Below are 19204 nucleotides of genomic sequence, written 5' to 3'. Positions count from 1 at the left end.
CGGGGTGGCTAGCGGCCGAGGCAGCCGAGGCTGGAGCCGGGGCTGCTGGCCGTCAGCGACGCGACGAGCTGGTTGAGCGCGCCGGCGGCGACGTCGACCGTGAGGACGTGGCCGTTCTCGACCCGGGTCAGGTGGCCCACGACAGGCGGCACGGCGGACCCCTGCGTCCAGCCCTTCTGCTCGAGGTAGCCGACGAGCTCGGCGGCCTGCGGCCCCGTCGAGGGCGGGTAGGTGCGGGTGATGCGTCCGTCGATGCTCTCCCGGCAGGGCGGGAGCTCGCTGTGGCCGAGCGGGACCATCGAGCGGTCGAGCTCCTCGACCTCGCGTGCGAGCGACTCGTAGGCGGCGACGTCGTCGGTGTGCACGCGGCTCGACCAGGCCCAGAACCCGAAGGCCAGCAGGGCGACGACGAGCACGATGAAACCGATGCCTGCCGGGCCGGGGCGCCGTCGACTCCTGGCTGTGGGCGCCGCATCGGGCCCGCTCGTGGGGACGCCGCGGCCGGTCGGGGCCTCGTCGACGAAGCCGGAGTCACTCACCGGGACAGTGTGGGACACGTCGCCCCGACCCGCAGTCACCCGTGTCCAACTGTCGCCGATCCGTGACCCGGCGGGCGTCACCTCGAACGAGGGACGGGCTCGGGGCTGCGGACGAGAGGGCGGTCGAGGTCGAGCAGGTGTCGCCAGTCGGTGCGGCGGGCGGTGCGCAGGCCGCTCCGCAGCAGCAGGACGAGGACGACGATCGCGACCGGCACCCCGACGGCGGTCGTGGTCAGCCCGAGGCTGTAGCCCTCGGGCAGCGTCGCGAAGCAGACGACCGTGGCGACCACGGCCAGGGGACCCTCGAGACGCTCCTGCCACAGGGCGCCGAGCGACACGGCGAAGAGCGGAAGCGCCCAGAGGTAGTACCACCCGAGGAAGACGGGGGCGAGCACGACGACGGCGAGCATCGCCCAGGCGACGCCGCGGACCGGCCGCAGTCGTGGCTCGGCCGCGGCGTCCTCCGCGGCCAGGTCGCGGGTGTCCGCGGGCTTGAGCGCCGCGAGCCAGACGAGCACGAGGAGCAGGGCGAGCACGACGAGCCCGACGGCCCGCGCGGCCGCGATGCCGGTGTCGCGCCACGCGTCGTGGCCGAGCAGGTGCCCGACGGCGCCGACGGCGATCCCGATCGCGGTGGGCAGTGACGTCCACTGCTCGTTCTTGCCGGGGGTCCCCGTCGGGTTGAGCCACGAGAACCCGAGCCCGGTCACGACTCCGCCGAGCGCCATCGGGACCCCGGCGCACACCAGCGTGAGGGCGCCCGCGCGCAGCACGTCACCCCAGCGGGCGTATGCCGGGTCGCCCGCCCCCGGGGCTCGTGCCGCCGCGACGTGGCGGGCCCAGAGGACGACGACGAAGGGCAGCGCGATGACGGCGGTGACCTTGACCATGGCCCCGAGCGCGATGACGACGCACGCGAGGACGAACCGGCCCCGCAGCGCGAGGGCCAGGCCCCCGAGCACCGCGGCGACCATGAGGGCGTCGTTGTGGGCTCCCCCGACGAAGTGGGCGCCGACGAGCGGCACCGCGACGCCGAGCCAGAGCGCCCGCACGGGCGACCAGCCGATCCGGCGGGCCACGTCGGGCACGGCCCAGGCCATGACGACCACCCCGGCCACGGCGAGCAGGCGCAGGAGCAGGAGCGCGACCCACAGCTCACCCGACACCGAGGCGACGACCCGGGCGAGGAGCAGCCACACCGGTCCGTAGGGCGTCGGGCTGTCGAGCCACGTCGGCGCCGTCGATCCGCGCCACGGCGAGTCGAGCTCGCGGACGACGTGGTCGTAGGGGCTGAGCCCCTGGTCCCAGAGCAGGCCCTGCGCGGCGTACGAGTAGAGGTCGCGGCTGTAGAGCGGCATCGCCGCCACGAGCGGCACGAACCACAGCGCGATCGTCGCCCACCACCAGCGCACCGACACGTCCGCCTCGCGCAGGCGCCACCAGGCGAGCACGAGCAGGCCCATCGCGAGGACCGAGACCGTCGCGAGGAGCGGTGAGCCGCCCTTGGTCGTCCACCACGCGAGGCCCGGCCACAGCACACCCGTGTTGGGTCGCGGCAGCGCGCCCGAGCCCCACGACGCGGCGGCGAGCACGACCCCGCCGACGGCGCCGGCCCATCGCCACGTGCCATGGCTGGCGGCGCGTCGCGGCTCAGCCATGCGTGACCGGCTCGTCGCCCCACGCGAGCAGGCGCCACCCGGCCACGGGGTCACCCTCCATCGTCACGACGTGCGCGTTGTCGAGGCGGCGCCCGTCGAAGAAGTCGGCCGGCAGGCCGAGCGAGGCAGAGCACCAGACGCGCATGGCCGCTCCGTGGCTCACGGCGAGGGCGGACTCGTGGCCGTCGGAGGCGATGCGGGCGATCGCCGCGTCGTAGCGCTCCATGAAGCCGGCACCGCTGTCGCCCCCGGGGATCGCGTGGTCGGGCTCGTCGCGCCAGCGGATGACGGCGTCGATGTAGGGCTGCCACTCGGTCGACATCTCGTAGTCGCCGGCCTGGATCTCGCGCAGCCCGGGGAGCACGACCATCTCGAGGCCCAGCATCTCGGCGAGCGGCGCCGCGGTCTGCTGGGTGCGCACGAGGTCGGAGGTGTAGATGGCCCCGAGGTCCTCGCCGCCGAGCCGCTCGGCGAGGTCCCGGGCCTGCCCCCGACCCTCGTCGGTGAGGTCGAGACCGGGCACGGCCGTGTCGAGCTGGCGCGCGACGTTGGCGTGGGTCTGCCCGTGCCGCACGAGGAACAGCCGCACCTCAGAGGCCCTTCACGGTGACGCCGCTCAGGCACTCGACGCCCTTGCTCGGCCCGGTGTGGAAGTTCTTGACGGAGACCGGTGCGGTCGCCCCCGCCGCCAGCGTGACGTCGACCTCCTTGCCGGCGACGTCTGAGCCGTCGGAGTCCTTGACGATGAAGACGGCCACGGTGAACGTGTGCTCCTCGGTGTCGGAGTTGGTCAGCGTGCCGGTGAAGCTCCACGACTCGCCCGTGGGCTCGCACGTCGCGTCCGTGAGGCTCGAGGCCGCGTCGAAGAGGCCGCCGTCGCTCGGCGCGGCCGTGTCGCTCGGGTCCGCCACGTCGTCGCTCGGGGTCTCGGCCGTGATCGTCGGCTGGACGGGCACGCTCACGGTGGGGGCGACGGAGTCGTCGGGCGATGACGGCGCGGGCTGGCCGCACGCGGCGAGCGCCAGCACGAGCGAGGCGGACAGGCCCAGCGCGACGGTCGGGACGGCATACGCCCTGGGTGTGCGGATGACACGGGTGGCTGGGCGGGGTCGGCCTGGCATGGGCACGTGCGGCGCCTTCCTGTCGCGAGGTGTGCGCCGCCCATTGTGCCCCGCTACGACGTCAGGAGAGCGTCAGCCGGGCCGCGACCGCGGCGGCGACCACGAGGACCCCGGCGCCGAGGGCCAGCGTGTCGGGCAGTCGCCACGGCGCCGGGCCCGCCCACGAGCGGCGCCGGGCCTCCGCGAAGCCCCGGGCGTCCATGGCGAGCGCCAGCGCCGACGCCTGGCCCAGGGCGCCGACGAGCAGGCCGCCCGTGACGACGACGGCCTCACGGCCGCGGGCGAGCGGCCCCCGGTCGGCGCGGATGCCGCGCACCCGGCGGGTCGTCATGAGCTCGCCCCAGAGAGTGTCGAACGACTGGAGCCGCTGGAGGGCCGCCGTCGCGGCCACGACGGGACGGGCCGGCAGACGGAGCCGCTGGGCGAGGTGGTCGCCGAGTCCCTCGGGGTCGAGGAAGCCGACGACGAACGCCGACGGGACGAGCAGGCACAGCACGCGCAAGGCCGCCCCGGCCGCGACCTCGAGGTCACGCCCGCCGAGGAGCCAGGCGGACCACGCGACGCCGACGACGGCGAGCCCAGCGGGCGCGAGCCGGGCGAGGACCCCGCGCAGGCGTCCCTCCGGGGCTCGGCCGTGGCCCGGCGCGAGCAGGCCGACGAGCCCCAGCAGGACCTCGACGGCGAGGACGGCGAGGGCCTGGCGCCACGTGTCCAGCAGGGCGGGCAGGGGCAGGACGCACAGCGCCGCGCCGAGCAGCGCGAGCGGGCCGACCCGGGCGAGCAGCGGGTGCCGCTCCGGCTCCGGGTCGGGCGGTGGCTGGTTCGGGGCGGCCAGCTCGACGACGCCGTCGGCGTCGTCGACGACGCCGGGGTCGTGGGTCGTGACGACGACGGCCGCGCCCTCGTCACGGGCCGCCGCGAGCACGCCGGAGACGGCCGCCCACGTGAGCCGGTCCTGCCCGACGGTCGGCTCGTCGGCGAGCACGAGGGCGGGCCCGTGCGCCACCGCGGAGGCCATCGCGAGGCGACGCTGCTCACCGCCCGAGAGCTGGCGCGGGTCGGCGTCGGCGAGGTGGGCGAGCCCGAGGGCCGCGAGCAGGTCGTCGGCTCGGCGACCGGCCGAATCGGGGTCCTGCCCGAGGGCGAGCGGGGTGGTGAGCACGTCGTCGCGCACGGTGCGGCCGACGAGCGAGGTGGCTGCACGCTGCGGCACCCAGGACACGACGCGGGCGAGGTCGATCGAGGACCACTCGTGCGGCGGCGCGAGCCGGTCACGGGCCACGGCGCGGTCGCCGGTCTCGGCCGGCGTGAGGGGCAGCGCGACGTCGACGCTCCCGCCGCTCGGCGAGACGAGGCCGCCGAGTGCGGACATGAGCGAGGACTTGCCGGCCCCGCTCGGCCCGACGAGCGCCAGCGAGCGACCGGCGCGCGCCTCGAGGTCGAGGCCGTCGACGGCGAGCGTCGTGCGCGACCGCTCCCCCAGCCGACGACTGCGGTGCTCGACCCGGACGTCGGCGGCCGCCGCGACGAGACGGCCCTGCGGCACGCGGCCGGCCGCCGCTGACGGGGCCGGCTCGAGAACGAGCTCGAGCGGCTCCGGATCGGGCACGCCAGGGACCCAGATGCCTTGCGCCGCAAGGGAGTTGCCGTGCTCTGCGAGGACCTGACGCGGCTCGCCGTCGGCGACGACCGAGCCGGAGGCGTCGAGGACGACCAGACGGTCGACGAGGTCGAGCCAGCCGCCCAGCCGGTGCTCGACGACGACGAGGGTGAGACCGCGCCGCTCGACGACCTCGGCCACGACGGCACGCACGCCGGCCGCCGTGTCGGCGTCGAGCATCGCCGTGGGCTCGTCGAGCAGCAGCACGGAAGGCTCCATGACGAGCGCGCCCGCGAGCGCCAGCCGCTGGGACTCGCCGCCGCTCAGGGTCGACGGTGGGCTGTCGGGCGGCATCGTCAGCCCGACCTCGCGCAGCGCGGCCGCGACACGTGCCGGCATCTCGTCGCGGGGCAGCACGACGTTCTCGAGGCCGAAGGCGACGTCACGCCCGATGCTCGAGGCGACGACTCCGGCTCCCGGGTCCTGCAGGACGAGCCCCACCGAGCCCGGAACGTCTTGTGGCGCATGACCGCCCACGGTGACGGTGCCCGACAGGTCACCGGCGTCGGCCGTGAGCAGCAGACCGGCGACGGCGCGGAGCAGGGTCGACTTGCCCGACCCGCTCGGCCCGGCGAGCAGCACGCGCTCGCCGGGATCGAGGGTCAGGTCGAGGCCGTCGAGGACCGGACGGGAGCGCCCGAAGGGCCGCCACGTCAGGTCCTCGACGCGCACGCCGACACCCGAGGTCACCGACCGCGACCCCGCGTCGAGGTATTCGGCTTCTCGTGCCATCGGCGCGTCTACCTCGAACCGGTCAGACGGCCCGCTGCTCGCGGACCTCCTGGCCCGGAGGGAACGGGTTGAGCGCGCCCGCCGCGGCGAGCAGGCGCGTCAGGCCGACGGCGAGGAGCGAGCCGAGGACGGCCACCGAGGCGCCGAGCAGGAGCAGGTAGGAGATCTTGTAGCCCCAGCCCCAGTCGGTCCAGTAGGAGTACCACTCGTAGACGGCCTCGAAGGCGCCGCCGAGGAAGCCACCGAGCAACAGCGGCGCCCAGCTGTAGACGGCATACCCGAAGACGGCGAAGCCGAGCTCGACGCCGAGCCCCTGCACGAGGCCCGACACGAGCGTGGTCAGCCCCCACTGCGTGCCGATGAGCGCCGAGACGATCGCCGCGAGCAGCTCGGTGAAGACGGCCGCGCCGGGGCGCCGGATGATGAGCATGCCGACGATGCCGGCGACGAGCCAGGGCCAGTTGAAGAGGGCCCCGAGGGGCGGGAAGGCCGCCGACACGGCCTCGGACGGCACGGAGTAGACGAGCCCCCAGGCCCAGTAGGCGACGCCGAAGGCGACCCCGAGGAAGGCGCAGGTGAGCAGGTCGATGGTGCGCCAGCGGGTCAGCGGCCCGCTCGCGGTGATGGTCTTGGACATGGTGTGTCTCCCGGGTTCCAGTGGATACGTGTGGATACCTGGGGGAAGCCAGCCGGACGGCACACGTCGATGACGTATGCCGTGCGGTGGCCTGAGAAATACCGACTTCCTTCGCCGGTGCTAACCGGAGCAGGTTCGAGGGTCTGCGGCTCGGCCCTTCGGGCTGCCGCACTCTCAGCGCGTGTCGCGCTCCCCTGTCGTGATGGGTGGGTGGTGCTCTTCAGTTGTCGGGGGTGACTCTACTCCGCACGACGTGGGTACAGTCACGGCATGGGACCCAAGGACTCGAAGAAGGCCACCAAGGCGCTCAGCAGGGCGAAGGCCAAGGCCGAGGACGCCGCCACGCCCCGTACGCCGCTCGGCGGCCCCGTGTGGAAGATCCTCAGCGTCGGGTCGACCATCCTCGCCACGAAGATCGCGACCGACGCCACGCAGAAGGGCTGGAAGCTCGCGACCGGCCGCAACGTGCCCGTCAAGGGCGACTTCGAGCGCGAGCGCACCCGCGACGTCATCATCTTCACCGCGATCTCGTCGATGGCCGTGGCCACGGCCCGGGTCGCCGTCGAGCGCGGCGCGGCGAGCTACTACCGGCGCTCGACGGGCCACCTGCCCAAGGCCCTCGAGGACGAGAAGGCGTCGCTCACCGACAAGAAGGCGGCGCGCAAGCTCGCCAAGGGCAAGGACAAGGCCGAGCGCGCCACGAAGAAGGCCATCGACAAGGCCACCGGCGGCCGCTAGGCCGTCAGCTGCCCGACCCGCGCGGCGCGCGGCTCATCGACCGGGCGGTTCAGCGCGAGTGGTCCGGCACGAGCACCGCCGCTCCGTGCACGCGGCCGGCCTCGAGATCCATCAGCGCGCGGTCGGCCTCACCCAGCGGGACCGGCGTCGTGGTCACCCGGAGCCGCAGCCGCTCGGCCAGCAGGAGGAACTCCACCCCGTCCTGCCTCGTGTTGCTCGTGACGCTGCGCACGGACCGCTCCCCGAAGAGATGGCGCTGGTAGTCGAGCGCGGGGATGTCAGTGAGGTGGATTCCCGCCAGGGCGAGAGTGCCGCCCGACGCCAGGGCCTCGAGGGCGACCGGGACGAGCTCGCCCACCGGTGCGAAGAGGATCGCGGCGTCGAGCGGCACCGGCGGCGCGTCGTACGGACCACCGACCGAGGCCGCCCCGAGCTCTGCGGCGAGCGCGCGGGCACCCTCACCCCGGGTCAGCACGTGCACCTCGGCCCCCTGGGCGACGGCGACCTGTGCCGTGAGGTGGGCGCTCGCGCCGAAGCCGTAGATGCCGAGCCGGCCGCCGGGCGGCAGCTGCGCGCGTCGCAGCGAGCGGTAACCGATGATTCCCGCGCACAGCAGCGGCGCCGCGTCGACGTCCGAGAACGAGGCCGGGACCCGGTAGGCGTACGCCTCGGGCACGACGGTCCACTCCGCGTAGCCGCCGTCGGCGTCCCAGCCGGTGTATCGCGAAGCGGCGCAGAGGTTCTCGCGTCCCGAGCGACACCACCGGCACGCGCCGCACGTGGTCCGCAGCCAGGCCACGCCCACCCGGTCCCCGAGCGCGAAGCGGTGTGCGCCCTCTCCGAGGAGTGCCACCTCACCGACCACCTCGTGACCGGGCACGACGCGGTGCCGGTGTCGCGGCAGGTCGCCCGTGACGAGGTGCAGGTCCGTGCGGCACACCCCACAGGCCCGGACACGGATCAGCACGTCGCCGGGGCCGGGCTCCGGGAGGGACAGCTCGGCCCTGACGAGCGGGTGCCGCCGCAGCGGTCCCGGCTCGTCGACGACCCACGCCTGCATGGTGCTCGTCGCGCCTCCCTCGGCCCGTCGGCCGTGCCTGCGCACGACGTGGACCCATCTCACGCCCGGACCGTCAGGCGCGGACAGGGTCCAAGGTCCCGTACCCGGGAGCCCTTCGCCCCTGAGCAGCCCGCCGTCCGGGTGGTGTTCTGGTCTGAGACCGATCGAGGAGGCCATCGTGAGAGCACACGTCGGAGACCGCATCGTGCTCGCGGCAGAGCACGTCGACGAGCCCACCCGCGACGGGGAGGTGCTCGAGGTGCACGGCGACGACGGCGGCCCGCCGTACGTCGTGCGTTGGGCGGACGGCCACACCGGGCTCATCTACCCCGGCCCGGGGTCGGTGCTGCACGTCGGAGTGCCTGGCGACGTGGCTGCGACGGCCGCACCCCGGCCGGCGGAGCCGGCGGACCATGCACCGACTCAGCACCTGCGCGAGTGGCAGGTCCGTGTCTCGCTGCTCGAGTCCGGCGACGACACCAAGGCGACCGTCGTGCTCGTCGCCGACCCGACGGACCGGCTGAGCGCCAAGGGTTCGAGCCACCGGTCGTCCGACGACCCGGCGTCCCGGCGGATCGGCGACGAGGTTGCCGTCGCCCGGGCCCTGCGCCACCTCGCCGACCAGCTGATCGTGGCGGCGGAGCGCGACATCCGGCAGCGCACGGGCGAGGAGGCCCACATCAGGACGACGTGAGCCGATGCCGCACGGCGCGAGCCGCCGCCGGACGGCGCGAGCCCCGGCACCGCCTCGTCCTGCGTCAGCCGTCGCCGACGCGGACGAGGCCCGTCTCGTAGGCCAGCACGACCATCTGCACCCGGTCGCGGAGCCCGAGCTTGGCGAGGATGCGCCCGATGTGGGTCTTGACCGTGGCCTCGGCGACGAAGAACGACGCGGCGATCTCCGCGTTGTTCAGGCCTTTGCCGACGGCCTCGAGCACCTCGCGCTCGCGCTCGGTCAGCACGTCCAGCCGCTCGATCCCCGCCGGCTGCACGGGGGTCGCGAGCACGGGCAGGAAGCGGTCGAGCAGCCGCCTCGTCGGTCCGGGCGCGACGACGGCGTCCCCGGTGTGCACGGCCCGGATCGCCGAGAGCAGCTCCGACGGGCCGGCGTCCTTGAGCAGGAAGCCGGCCGCGCCCGCGCGGAGCGCCGCGTAGACGTACTCGTCGAGGTCGAAGGTCGTCAGGACGAGCACCTTGGGGGTGGCGCCGCGCTCGACGACCCGGCGCGTCGCCTCGATGCCGTCGAGCCGCGGCATGCGGATGTCCATGAGCACGACGTCGACGTCGCGACCGGGCAGTGCGTCGAGCGCGGCCAACCCGTCGGCGCACTCCGCGACGACGTCGATGTCGGGCTCGGCGTCGAGCACCATGCGGAAGCCCGCTCGCACGAGCGCCTGGTCGTCGACGATCATCACCCGGGTCGGCCGGTCGGTCGGCCGCTCCGTCGTCACCTCGGTCATCGCTCCCCCTCCGTCGGCATCGTCGCGAGGACCTCGAAGCCGCCACCAACCCGCGGCCCCGCGGTCAGGGTGCCCCGGTGCACGGCGACCCGCTCGCGCATGCCGGGCAGCCCGTGGCCACGGCCGTCGTCGACGCTGCGCGCCCCGACCCCGTCGTCGCACACGCAGATCCGCAGCACCTCGTCGGTCTGCTCGACGTCGACGACGGCGCTCGCCCCGGGTCCGGCGTGCTTGATGACGTTGGTGAGGGCCTCCTGGACGACGCGGTAGGCCGCGAGGTCGAGGCCCACGGATCGCCCGCGCTCCGCGCCCCGGACGGTCAGCGTCACCGGCACCCCGGCGGCGCGCACGCCCGCGACGAGGTCGTCGAGCTGGGCGACCCCGCCGGTCGGTGCGAGCTCGACGCCCGAGTCCGGGTCGCGCAGCACCCCGACGAGGCGTCGGGTCTCGGTCAGGGCGTCACGGGCGGTCGACCCGATGGTCTCGAGCGCGCCCACCGACCGGGCCAGCGCGCCCTCGGGACTGCGCTCGGCGGCATACGCGGCGCCGTCGGCCTGCACGACGATGACCGACAGCGCGTGGGCCACGACGTCGTGCATCTCGCGGGCGATGGCCGCGCGCTCCTGCTGGGCGGCGAGCCGCAGGGCCTGCTCGCGCTCGCGCTCGACCCGCTCGGCGCGGTCCTCGAGGTCGGCGAGGCGCTGGAGGCGGGCGCGCTTGAGGTCGCCGAGCGCCCACGCCGCGAGCGAGGCGGCGGCGCAGGCGACGAAGGTGAAGAGGAACTCGCCCGGCCCCGGCACCCGGCCGCTGACCGCGCTGAACCGCACCCCGGCGATGGCCGAGCCCAGCGCGGCGACGCCCAGCCCGGCGAGGCGGACGGCGCGGCGTCGGTCGTAGGCGGCGAGCGAGTAGAGGGCGACGAGGAAGGCGATGTCGCCGGGGAGGAGGCTGCTCGTCGGGACGACCCGGAGCGCGAGCGCGATGCTCACGACGGCGAAGGCCGTGGCGGGGTGCGAGCGGCGCCAGATGAGGGCGAGGTTGGACAGGCCCACGACGGCCCACCCGATGCCCTGGCCCTCGCCGAGGACGACGAGCCCGAGGAGAGCGAGGACGATCGCGAGCGGCACGTCGAGGAGCATCGGCCGGCGCTGCAGCCAGTCGTAGACGCTCCCCTCACTCACCCCCCGAGCCTACGAGGGCCGTGCGACCGGGTCGTCAGACCGTGGTCGGAGACCCGCCGACGCTGCCGTCCAGCAGGCGGATGTCTCGATGATCACGCGGCGAAGCACGACTGCCTGCCGGGGTGCGGGAGGACGATGGAGAGGGACCCGAGGAGGGGCCATGAGCACTCACGTGAGACCGGAGAGGCACGGACCGGCGCCGGCGCTGACGTTCCTCGGCGCCGCCGGGACCGTCACCGGCAGCAAGTTCCTCGTCGAGGGAGAGGGCGCTCGGCTCATGGTCGACTGCGGCCTCTACCAGGGCGAGCGTCGCTGGCGGTCGCTCAACTGGGAGGCCCCTCCGGTCGACCCCGCCTCGGTCGACGCCGTGGCCCTGACCCACGCCCACCTCGACCACTGCGGCTACCTGCCCGCACTGGTCCGGGGCGGCTTCGCGGGACCGGTGCACGCGACGGCCGGCACCGCGGCCCTCGCGGGCGTCATCCTCCGCGACAGCGCGCACCTGCAGGAGGAGGAGGCCGAGGGGGCCCGGCGCGGCGGGTGGTCGCGGCACGACCCACCGCTCCCGCTCTACACCGTCGCCGACGCGGACGAGGCCGTCGCCGCCCTGCGCCCCGTGGGCGACGACGCGGCCGTACGTGTGGGCGGCGCCGCGGGCGCCACCGTGACCTTCGTGCCCGCCGGGCACATCCTCGGGTCGTCGAGCGTGCTCGTCGAGATCGACGGCGCGAGCGTCCTCTTCTCCGGCGACCTCGGCCGGCCCGACCACCCGGTGCTGCTCCCTCGGGCGCGGCCGCCCGCAGCCCGCACCGTCGTCGTCGAGTCGACCTACGGCGACCGGGCCCACCCCGAGATCGACCGCGGCCACCGGGTCATGGCCGACGCGATCCGCCGCACCGTCCGGCGCGGAGGCAGCGTCGTCGTGCCCGCCTTCGCGGTCGACCGCACCGAGATCGTCCTGCTCGCCATCGCCGACCTCGTCGAGAGCGGAGCGATCCCCGACGTCCCGGTGTGGGTCGACAGCCCGATGGCCCTCGCGGCGCTCGACATCTACCGCGACCCCGCCCACGCCGGTGAGGTGCGTCCCGACGCGCTCGAACGGCTTCGGCGGCTCTCGGGCCTGCGGACCGCGCACAGCGCCGAGGAGTCGATCCGTCTCAACACCCCGGGCACGCCGTGCATCATCGTGTCGGCCTCCGGGATGGCGACGGGGGGCCGCGTCGTGCACCACCTGCGGCACCTGCTGCCCCAGGCGCGCAACACCGTGCTGCTCACCGGCTACCAGGCCGTCGGGACCCGCGGCCGCGACCTGCAGGAGGGCGCCCGCGAGCTCAAGATGGCCGGTCGCTACGTCCCGGTGCGGGCCGAGGTCGTCACCCTCGACGACTTCTCCGTCCACGCCGACGCCGACGAGCTGCTTACCTGGATCGGCGAGATGCCGCACCCTCCGGAGAGCGTCCACGTCGTCCACGGGGAGCCGGGGGCCGCGCGGGCGCTGGCGGACGGCATACGCGAGCGGTTCGACTGCGCCGTCTCGGTGCCGCGCCTGGGCGAGCGGGTGCTGCTCGACTGACGTCTGCTCGGTCACTCGACCCGCGAAGACCTTCCCGCAAGGGCCCGGAGGTGGTCTCCTTGGAGGAGAGCCCCAGCGCGAGGAGGTGTGCCATGGAGGCACGGGTCGGTGACCGCATCACGATGGCCGCGGAGCACGTCGGTCAGAGCACGCGCGAGGGCGTCATCCGCGAGGTGAAGGGTGAGGGCGGCGCACCGCCCTACGTCGTGGAGTGGTCCGACGGCCACACCGGGATCATCCATCCCGGCCCCGGGTCGGTGCTGCGCTGCGAGCACCCCGCCGACGACGCGGCCGGCTCCTAGACGTCGAGCGCGCGAACGATCGGCACCCCGGCCCGGTAGGCGAGGTGCAGGTGGCTCGGCGCGTCGATGACCGCCAGCTCGGCGGGCTGCCCCGGCGCGACCCGACGATCCAGGCCGAGCGAGCGCGCTGAGACGGCCGTCGCGGCGTGCAGCGCCTCGGCGGGCGTCATCCCCATCTCGCGCACGGCGAGGGCGATGGCGAAGGGGATCGACGACGAGTAGCACGTGCCGGGGTTGCAGTCGCTCGCGAGCGCGACGTCGACGCCGGCGTCGATGAGCGCCCGCGCGTCGGGGTAGGGCGACCGCGTCGAGAACTCGACGCCGGGGAGCAGGGTGGCCACGGTCGTGCCGCGTGCGGCGGCGAGCGCCTCGACGTCCGCGTCGTCCAGGAAGGTGCAGTGGTCGACGCTGCGGGCACCGAGCTCGCAGGCCAGGCGGACGCCGGGGCCGTGGCCGAGCTGGTTGCCGTGGACGCGGAGCGACAGTCCGGCGGCGCGACCGGCCTCGAGGACGGTGCGGGCCTCGTCACCGTCGAAGGCGTGCGCCGAGTGCGGCTCGCAGAAGACGTCGATGCTCTCGGCGAGCGCGGTGGGGCCGTCGGCGACGACCGCGTCGAGCATGGGGCCCGTCACGAGGTCGACGTAGGCCGCCCGCCGCGTCGCGTACTCCCCGGGGACCACGTGCGCACCGAGGAAGGTCGTGTGCGGGGTGAGCTCGCGGGCGACGCGCAGGCTGCGCAGCTCGTCGTCGAGGGTGAGGCCGTAGCCGCTCTTGATCTCGACCGTCGTCGTGCCCTGCGCACGCATCTCGGCGACGCGGGAGGCCACGAGGGCGCGGAGGTCGTCGTCGCTCGCGGCCCGGGTGGCGGCGACCGAGACGGCGATGCCCCCTCCGTCGTAGGGCGTGCCGGTCATGCGGGCCGCGAACTCCGCCGATCGGTCGCCGGCGAAGACGAGGTGCGTGTGCGAGTCGACGAAGCCGGGGATGACCGCACGGCCGCCGAGGTCGCGCCGGTCGTCGGCGGCGGGGGCCTTGGCCGCCGGACCGACCCACTCGACCTCGCCGGCGGCCGAGACGACCAGGGCCGCGTCGCGGACGATGCCGAGGAGGGCGTCGCCGGGGTCGGTGTGGCCGTCGCGCCGCTCCGGGTCGTTCGTCGTCAGCTCGGCGATGCCCGTGAGGAGCAGGCTCACGCCGGGACCCCTCCCGCGACCCGGTCGATGGCGCCGACGAGCATCCGCCCGACGTCGCCCATCCGGTGGTGGCCGTCGCTGACGACGACGTCGCCACCGACGACGACGGTCGAGACGTCCGACGCGACGCACGCGTAGATGATCTGGTCGTGCGCGGCACCAGCCGTGTTGACCGTGTCGGTGCGCACCGTGACGAAGTCGGCCAGGGCGCCCTTGCTCAGGTGGCCGCCGTCGGACCAGCCGAGGGACCGGTAGCCGTTGAAGGAGGCCGCGAGGAGCAGGTCGTTGGCCGAGAAGCGGTCGCGCTCGTTGGTGACGAGCCGCTCGTGCATCTCGAGACCCCGCAGCTCCTCGAACGGGTCGATGACGACGTGCTGGTCGGAGCCCAGCGAGATCGGGCTGCCGGCGTCGTGGAGGGCCCGGGCCGGGCCGATGCCGTCGGCGAGGTCGCGCTCGGTCGTCGGGCAGAAGCACGCACCCGTGCCGGTGCCGCCGAGCAGGTCGATGTCGCGGTCCTCGAGGTGGGTGGCGTGCACGGCCGTCGAGTGGGCACCGAGGGCACCGGCCTCGTCGAGCAGCTGGGTCGGGCTGGCACCGTAGAACATCTGGCAGGCGAGGTTCTCGCCGTGCTGCTCGGAGAGGTGCACGTGCAGCGGCAGGTCGCCGACGGCTTCGACGACCCGGGGCAGGTCGGCGCGCTTGACCGCGCGGACGGAGTGGATGGCCGCGCCGAGCCGCACGCGGTCCGTCTCGGGGCGCCGTGCCGACATGCGCGCGGCCCAGGCCTCGACCGTGCCGTCGCTGAACCGCCGCTGGCCGGGGTGCAGCTCGACGTGGCCGCCGCCGTTGAGGCCGCCCTCGAGGTAGCACGTGTCGAGCAGGGTGAGCCGGATCCCGGCCTCGTCGGCGGCCTGGCGCACCGCGAGACCCATGGCGTTCGGGTCGCCGTACGCGTGGCCACCCGGACGGTGGTGGACGTAGTGGAACTCCCCCACGAGCGTGATGCCGGCCTGCACCATCTCGGCGAAGACCGCCCGCGCGAGCGCGAAGTACGTGTCGGGGTTGAGCTGCTCCGCGGCGGCATACATCTGCTCGCGCCAGCTCCAGAAGTTGCCGCCGCCCCCGTTGACGCGCCCGCGGAGGGCACGGTGGAAGGCGTGGCTGTGCGCGTTGGCCATGCCGGGCAGCGTCACGCCGGCGAGGCGGACGTCGTCGGGCTGGGGGTCCGCGTCGACAAGGACCTCCTTGAGCAGGCCGTCCTGCGTCACGAGGCGGACGCGTCGAGCGAATCCTCCTGTCAGCCAAGCACTCTCACACCAGAACGCGGTCATCGGACGTCGCTCATCGACTCGGGGTCCTTCCCTGTGCACAGCTCGGTCACGACGGCGGTGAGGGCCGTGACCCCATGGTGGCAGTCGTCCACGTCTGCGTGCTCGACCGGAGAGTGTGAAACTCCTGTGGGGTTGCGGACGAAGAGCATCGCGCTCGGCACCCCGTGCGTCGCGAGGATGCCCGCGTCGTGCCCGGCGCCCGTGCCGAGCAGCGGCGCGTCGGGCAGGACGCCGCGCAGCCTGCCGACGAGGCCGGCGTCGAAGGTGGTCGTCGGCGTCCACGACTCCGGCGTCGTCGTCGCGCCGAGGCGGCCGGCCTCCGCCGACACGGCGTCGACCACCGCGTGCACGACGTGCTCGCTGCGGCCCCGGGCGTCGAGCCAGGCCGTGACGTGGCTCGGGATCGCGTTGACCCCGCCGGGGATGACGTCGACCTTGCCCACGGTGGCCACGCAGCCGAGCCCGACGGCATACGACCGGGCGGTCTGGATGACCGTGGCCAGGCCGATCATCGCGTCCCGGCGGTCGGCGATGCGCGTCGTGCCCGCATGGTTGGCCTCACCGGGGATGTCGATGCGCCAGCGACCGTGGGGCCAGATGTCGGTGCCGATCGCGACGGCGCGGGCCGGGTCGGTGAGGTCCTCGCCGCCGTCGGGGGTGAGCGCGAGCGCCTTGCCCTGCTCGACGTGCAGCTCGACGAACCGGCCGACGCGACGCACGGCCTCGTCGTCGCGGCCGAGCGTCTCCGGGTCGCGCCCCGCGTTGCGCCAGGCGTCGGCCATCGACACGCCGTCGTCGTCGGTGAGCGACCGGGCACGGTCGGCGTCGAGGGCGCCGGTGATGATGCGCGAGCCCGCGCAGGCGATGCCGAAGCGCGCCCCCTCCTCGTCGACGAAGTTGACGACCCCGAGCGGCACGTCGGGCTCGAACCCTGCGTCACGCAGCGCGTCGACCGTCGCGAGCGCGCTGACCACGCCGAGCGGTCCGTCGAACGCGCCGCCGTCGGGGACGGAGTCGAGGTGCGAGCCGATGACGACGCCGGGCGTCGCGTCGGGGTCGCCCCACCAGCCCCACTGGTTGCCGGCCCGGTCCTCGACGAGGTCGAGGCCCCGCGCCGCGCACTCGCCCGCGAACCACTCCCGCAGGTCGTGGTCGGTCCGGGTCCATGCGTAGCGGCGGTAGCCGCCCGACGCGGGCGCGCGACCGACGGGCTCGAGATCGGCCCACATCTTCTCGAAGCTCGTCGTCACCTCGATCACCACTCCTCGCAACGCCGGCGCCTGCGTCCGGCGGCATAACTAGGCTCTGTCACATGGACCCTGACCGCGATGACACCGCAGAGCGTAGTGACTCGGGCTCGGAACCGCCGATCCGCACGCCGGCGGTCGACGCGGTCCTCGCGGCTGGCATCGAGCACACGGTGACCCGGCACGGGCGCGTCTCGAGTCTCGAGGAGGCGGCCGCCGCCCGGGGCATCGAGCCGCGTGACCTCATCAAGACCCTCGTCGTGCGCCGGGCGGAGGACGACCACGTCTTCGTCCTCGTACCCGGTGACCGCACCTTCTCGTGGGCCAAGGTGCGCGCGTTGCTCGGCACGAACCGCATCTCGATGCCCGACGCCGACGCCGCGAAGGCCGTCACGGGCTACGAGCGCGGCACCATCACGCCCTTCGGCTCCGCTGCGCGCCTGCCCGTCATCGCCGACACCCACCTCGTCGGCCGCCGCATCTCGCTCGGCGGCGGCGGCCACGGGATCGGCCTCACCGTCAACGGCGACGATGTCATCCGCCTCTTCGACGCGACCGTCGCCGACATCTCCGACGAGGAGGTCCGCAAGGACCGTTGACGCCCCCGCGGCCCCGAGGGCGCAGACTGTGCACATGTCACGCACCCCGCTGCCCACCAAACCGTGCGCTCGATGCGGCCGCACGATCACGTGGCGCAAGGCCTGGGAGCGCGACTGGGCGACGGTCCGCTGGTGCTCCGACAACTGCCGCAAGCACGGTCTGACGCCCGTCGACCTCGAGCTCGAGGACGCCCTCACGAAGCTCGTCAGGGCACACCCCGCCTCGGCCACGGTCGACCCGTCGGAGGCGGCCAGGGCCGTCGGTGGCGCGGACTGGGAGCAGCTCGTCGAGCCGGCCCGGAACGCCGCCCGGCGGCTCGTGGCCGCCGGGCGCGCCCAGATCATCCAAGGTGGCCGGGTCATCGACCCGGACCACGCGAAGGGCCCGATCACGGTGCGCCGCCCCCGCTGAGCCCGCCCTGCACACCCGCGCGGTTCGATGTATCGCACGGTCATGGGTGACCGCGCGATACATCGAACGAGGGGGACGGCATACGCCCTCTCAGCCCTCCTGCATCGGGACGCGGACGCCGCGCTCGTGCGCGACGCGGTCGGCGATGTCGTAGCCCGCGTCGACGTGGCGGATGACACCCATGCCGGGGTCGTTCGACAGGACGCGCGCGAGCTTCTGCGCCGCGAGGTCGGTGCCGTCGGCGAGCGAGACCTGGCCGGCGTGCAGGCTGCGGCCGATGCCGACGCCGCCGCCGTGGTGGATCGAGACCCAGCTCGCGCCCGAGCTCGTGTTGACGAGCGCGTTGAGCAGCGGCCAGTCGGCGATGGCGTCGGAGCCGTCGGCCATCGACTCGGTCTCGCGGTAGGGACTCGCGACGGAACCGCTGTCGAGGTGGTCGCGACCGATGACGATCGGCGCCGAGATCTCGCCCGTGCGCACCATCTCGTTGAACTTCAGACCCGCCTTGTCGCGCTCGCCGTAGCCGAGCCAGCAGATGCGGGCAGGCAGGCCCTGGAAGGCGATCCGCTCCTGCGCGCCGCGGATCCACTTGTGCAGCCGGTCGTTGTCGGGGAAGAGCTCGAGCACGGCCTTGTCGGTCGCGGCGATGTCGCGCGGGTCGCCCGAGAGCGCGGCCCAGCGGAACGGGCCCTTGCCCTCGCAGAAGAGCGGTCGGATGTAGGCCGGGACGAAGCCGGGGAACTCGAAGGCCCGGTCGTAGCCACCCTGGCGGGCCTCGTCGCGGATCGAGTTGCCGTAGTCGAAGACCTCGGCGCCGGCGTCCTGGAACTCGACCATGGCCTTGACGTGCTTGGCCATCGAGGCGCGGGCCCGGTCGGTGAAGTCCTCGGGCTTCTTCTCGGCGTACTCGGCCCAGTCGGCGAGGTCGACGCCCTCGGGCAGGTAGCTGAGCGGGTCGTGCGCCGACGTCTGGTCGGTGACGATGTCGATCTCGACCCCGCGACGGAGCAGCTCGGGGAAGACCTCGGCCGCGTTGCCGACGACCCCGACCGACCAGCCGCGGCGCTCGCGCTTGGCCGCGAGCGCCTTCTCGATCGCGTCGTCGAGGTCCGTGGCGACCTCGTCGAGGTAGCGGTGCTCGACGCGGCGCTGGAGGCGGGCGGGGTCGACGTCGACGATGAGGCAGGCGCCGTCGTTGAGGGTGACGGCGAGCGGCTGCGCGCCGCCCATGCCGCCGCACCCGCCGGTCAGGGTGAGCGTGCCGGCGAGCGTGCCGCCGAACTTCTTCTCGGCGACGGCGGCGAAGGTCTCGTAGGTGCCCTGGACGATGCCCTGGGTGCCGATGTAGATCCACGACCCGGCCGTCATCTGGCCGTACATCGTCAGCCCGAGGTGCTCGAGCCGGCGGAACTCGGGCCACGTCGCCCAGTCGCCGACGAGGTTGGAGTTGGCGATGAGCACGCGCGGTGCCCACTCGTGCGTCTGCATGACGCCGACCGGGCGACCGGACTGCACGAGCATCGTCTCGTCCTGCTTGAGCGTGGTCAGCGTGCGGACCATCGCGTCGAAGGACTTCCAGTCGCGGGCCGCGCGACCGGTGCCGCCGTAGACGACGAGGTCGTCTGGACGCTCGGCCACCTCGGGGTCGAGGTTGTTCATGAGCATCCGCAGGGGGGCCTCGGTGGCCCACGACTGCGCCGTCAGGGTCGTCCCACGCGCCGCGCGGACGGGTCGTGCACCTTCCATGTCACTCTCCTTCGA

Annotated in this window: 19 protein-coding genes and 1 riboswitch; of the genes, 6 read left to right on the top strand and 13 right to left on the bottom strand. The window is 74.2% G+C overall.

The features are described 5' to 3' along the window. Positions 1 to 8: 8 nt before the first annotated feature. From ASD90_RS03390 to ASD90_RS03365, 6 genes are all read right to left on the bottom strand, one after another. Entirely contained in the window at positions 9 to 539 is a 531-nt protein-coding gene (locus ASD90_RS03390) for a hypothetical protein (protein WP_056751651.1), read from the bottom strand. Positions 540 to 616: 77 nt separating this feature from the next. Beyond that, complete coding sequence (gene mptB / locus ASD90_RS03385; protein WP_056751645.1) at positions 617 to 2197, bottom strand: polyprenol phosphomannose-dependent alpha 1,6 mannosyltransferase MptB; 1581 nt, start codon at positions 2195 to 2197, stop codon at positions 617 to 619. After that, complete coding sequence (locus ASD90_RS03380) at positions 2190 to 2786, bottom strand: histidine phosphatase family protein (protein WP_056751642.1); 597 nt, start codon at positions 2784 to 2786, stop codon at positions 2190 to 2192. Before ASD90_RS03380 ends, mptB begins: the two co-directional genes overlap by 8 nt. Before the next feature lies 1 nt (position 2787). Beyond that, on the bottom strand, positions 2788 to 3324 hold the full coding sequence (locus ASD90_RS03375) for a hypothetical protein (RefSeq protein WP_157611111.1): 537 nt from the start codon (positions 3322 to 3324) through the stop codon (positions 2788 to 2790). Between the two features lie 55 nt (positions 3325 to 3379). Next, positions 3380 to 5710, bottom strand: coding sequence for an ATP-binding cassette domain-containing protein (locus ASD90_RS03370; protein ID WP_056751638.1), 2331 nt, complete (start codon positions 5708 to 5710; stop codon positions 3380 to 3382). A gap of 22 nt (positions 5711 to 5732) precedes the next feature. After that, positions 5733 to 6347: an ECF transporter S component gene (locus tag ASD90_RS03365; protein ID WP_056751635.1), complete on the bottom strand. Its 615-nt coding sequence runs from the start codon at positions 6345 to 6347 to the stop codon at positions 5733 to 5735. Positions 6348 to 6436: 89 nt separating this feature from the next. Then, positions 6437 to 6553, bottom strand: a riboswitch (TPP riboswitch). 64 nt (positions 6554 to 6617) lie between these two features. On the opposite strand from ASD90_RS03365, the gene ASD90_RS03360 reads away from it, so the two are divergent. Continuing rightward, entirely contained in the window at positions 6618 to 7085 is a 468-nt protein-coding gene (locus ASD90_RS03360; RefSeq protein ID WP_056751631.1) for a DUF4235 domain-containing protein, read from the top strand. 49 nt (positions 7086 to 7134) lie between these two features. Here the strand turns inward: ASD90_RS03360 and ASD90_RS03355 are convergent, their stop codons facing one another. Further along, positions 7135 to 8208 carry a zinc-dependent alcohol dehydrogenase family protein gene (locus ASD90_RS03355; protein ID WP_369793550.1) on the bottom strand — a complete coding sequence of 358 codons (1074 nt, stop codon included), beginning with the start codon at positions 8206 to 8208 and terminating at the stop codon, positions 7135 to 7137. 115 nt (positions 8209 to 8323) lie between these two features. Here ASD90_RS03355 and ASD90_RS03350 point away from each other — a divergent pair, with 115 nt between their 5' ends. Next, positions 8324 to 8839: a DUF1918 domain-containing protein gene (locus ASD90_RS03350; protein ID WP_056751626.1), complete on the top strand. Its 516-nt coding sequence runs from the start codon at positions 8324 to 8326 to the stop codon at positions 8837 to 8839. A 64-nt stretch (positions 8840 to 8903) separates the two neighbouring features. On the opposite strand, the gene ASD90_RS03345 is transcribed toward ASD90_RS03350, so the two are convergent. Together ASD90_RS03345 and ASD90_RS03340 are read right to left on the bottom strand one after the other, a co-directional pair. Continuing rightward, positions 8904 to 9605 carry a response regulator transcription factor gene (locus ASD90_RS03345; RefSeq protein WP_056751622.1) on the bottom strand — a complete coding sequence of 234 codons (702 nt, stop codon included), beginning with the start codon at positions 9603 to 9605 and terminating at the stop codon, positions 8904 to 8906. Continuing rightward, positions 9602 to 10786 (bottom strand): sensor histidine kinase, encoded by a 1185-nt coding sequence (locus tag ASD90_RS03340; protein ID WP_056751619.1) that lies wholly within the window; start codon positions 10784 to 10786, stop codon positions 9602 to 9604. Before ASD90_RS03340 ends, ASD90_RS03345 begins: the two co-directional genes overlap by 4 nt. 160 nt (positions 10787 to 10946) lie before the next feature. Between ASD90_RS03340 and ASD90_RS03335 the strand changes: the two genes are divergently transcribed. Both ASD90_RS03335 and ASD90_RS03330 read left to right on the top strand, forming a co-directional pair. Next, positions 10947 to 12359, top strand: coding sequence for an MBL fold metallo-hydrolase (locus ASD90_RS03335; RefSeq protein WP_056751616.1), 1413 nt, complete (start codon positions 10947 to 10949; stop codon positions 12357 to 12359). 92 nt (positions 12360 to 12451) lie between these two features. After that, the gene (locus ASD90_RS03330; RefSeq protein ID WP_020142172.1) at positions 12452 to 12661 is read left to right on the top strand and encodes a DUF1918 domain-containing protein; all 210 of its coding nucleotides are present in this window, start codon (positions 12452 to 12454) and stop codon (positions 12659 to 12661) included. On the opposite strand, the gene hutI is transcribed toward ASD90_RS03330, so the two are convergent. From hutI to ASD90_RS03315, 3 genes are read right to left on the bottom strand one after another with little or no spacing between them, the layout of a single operon-like run. Then, positions 12658 to 13854, bottom strand: a complete 1197-nt coding sequence (hutI, locus tag ASD90_RS03325) for an imidazolonepropionase (protein ID WP_056751614.1) — start codon at positions 13852 to 13854, stop codon at positions 12658 to 12660. The two genes, ASD90_RS03330 and hutI, sit on opposite strands and share 4 nt — an antisense overlap. Then, entirely contained in the window at positions 13851 to 15185 is a 1335-nt protein-coding gene (locus tag ASD90_RS03320) for a formimidoylglutamate deiminase (RefSeq protein WP_056751611.1), read from the bottom strand. Before ASD90_RS03320 ends, hutI begins: the two co-directional genes overlap by 4 nt. Further along, complete coding sequence (locus tag ASD90_RS03315) at positions 15182 to 16444, bottom strand: allantoate amidohydrolase (protein ID WP_082588449.1); 1263 nt, start codon at positions 16442 to 16444, stop codon at positions 15182 to 15184. The genes ASD90_RS03320 and ASD90_RS03315 overlap by 4 nt, the downstream gene beginning before the upstream one ends. Positions 16445 to 16497: 53 nt before the next feature. On the opposite strand from ASD90_RS03315, the gene ASD90_RS03310 reads away from it, so the two are divergent. Together ASD90_RS03310 and ASD90_RS03305 are read left to right on the top strand one after the other, a co-directional pair. After that, positions 16498 to 17031 (top strand): aminoacyl-tRNA deacylase, encoded by a 534-nt coding sequence (locus tag ASD90_RS03310; RefSeq protein WP_082588448.1) that lies wholly within the window; start codon positions 16498 to 16500, stop codon positions 17029 to 17031. Positions 17032 to 17065: 34 nt separating this feature from the next. Then, positions 17066 to 17443, top strand: a complete 378-nt coding sequence (locus ASD90_RS03305) for a DUF2256 and DUF3253 domain-containing protein (protein ID WP_056754334.1) — start codon at positions 17066 to 17068, stop codon at positions 17441 to 17443. A gap of 90 nt (positions 17444 to 17533) precedes the next feature. Here ASD90_RS03305 and hutU read toward each other — a convergent pair whose 3' ends face one another. After that, entirely contained in the window at positions 17534 to 19189 is a 1656-nt protein-coding gene (gene hutU, locus ASD90_RS03300; protein ID WP_056751608.1) for a urocanate hydratase, read from the bottom strand. Positions 19190 to 19204 lie beyond the last annotated feature (15 nt).

Source organism: Terrabacter sp. Root181 (assembly GCF_001428505.1).
In the GTDB taxonomy this organism is placed as follows: domain Bacteria; phylum Actinomycetota; class Actinomycetes; order Actinomycetales; family Dermatophilaceae; genus Terrabacter.
This window is presented reverse-complemented; position numbering and strand designations above follow the sequence as displayed.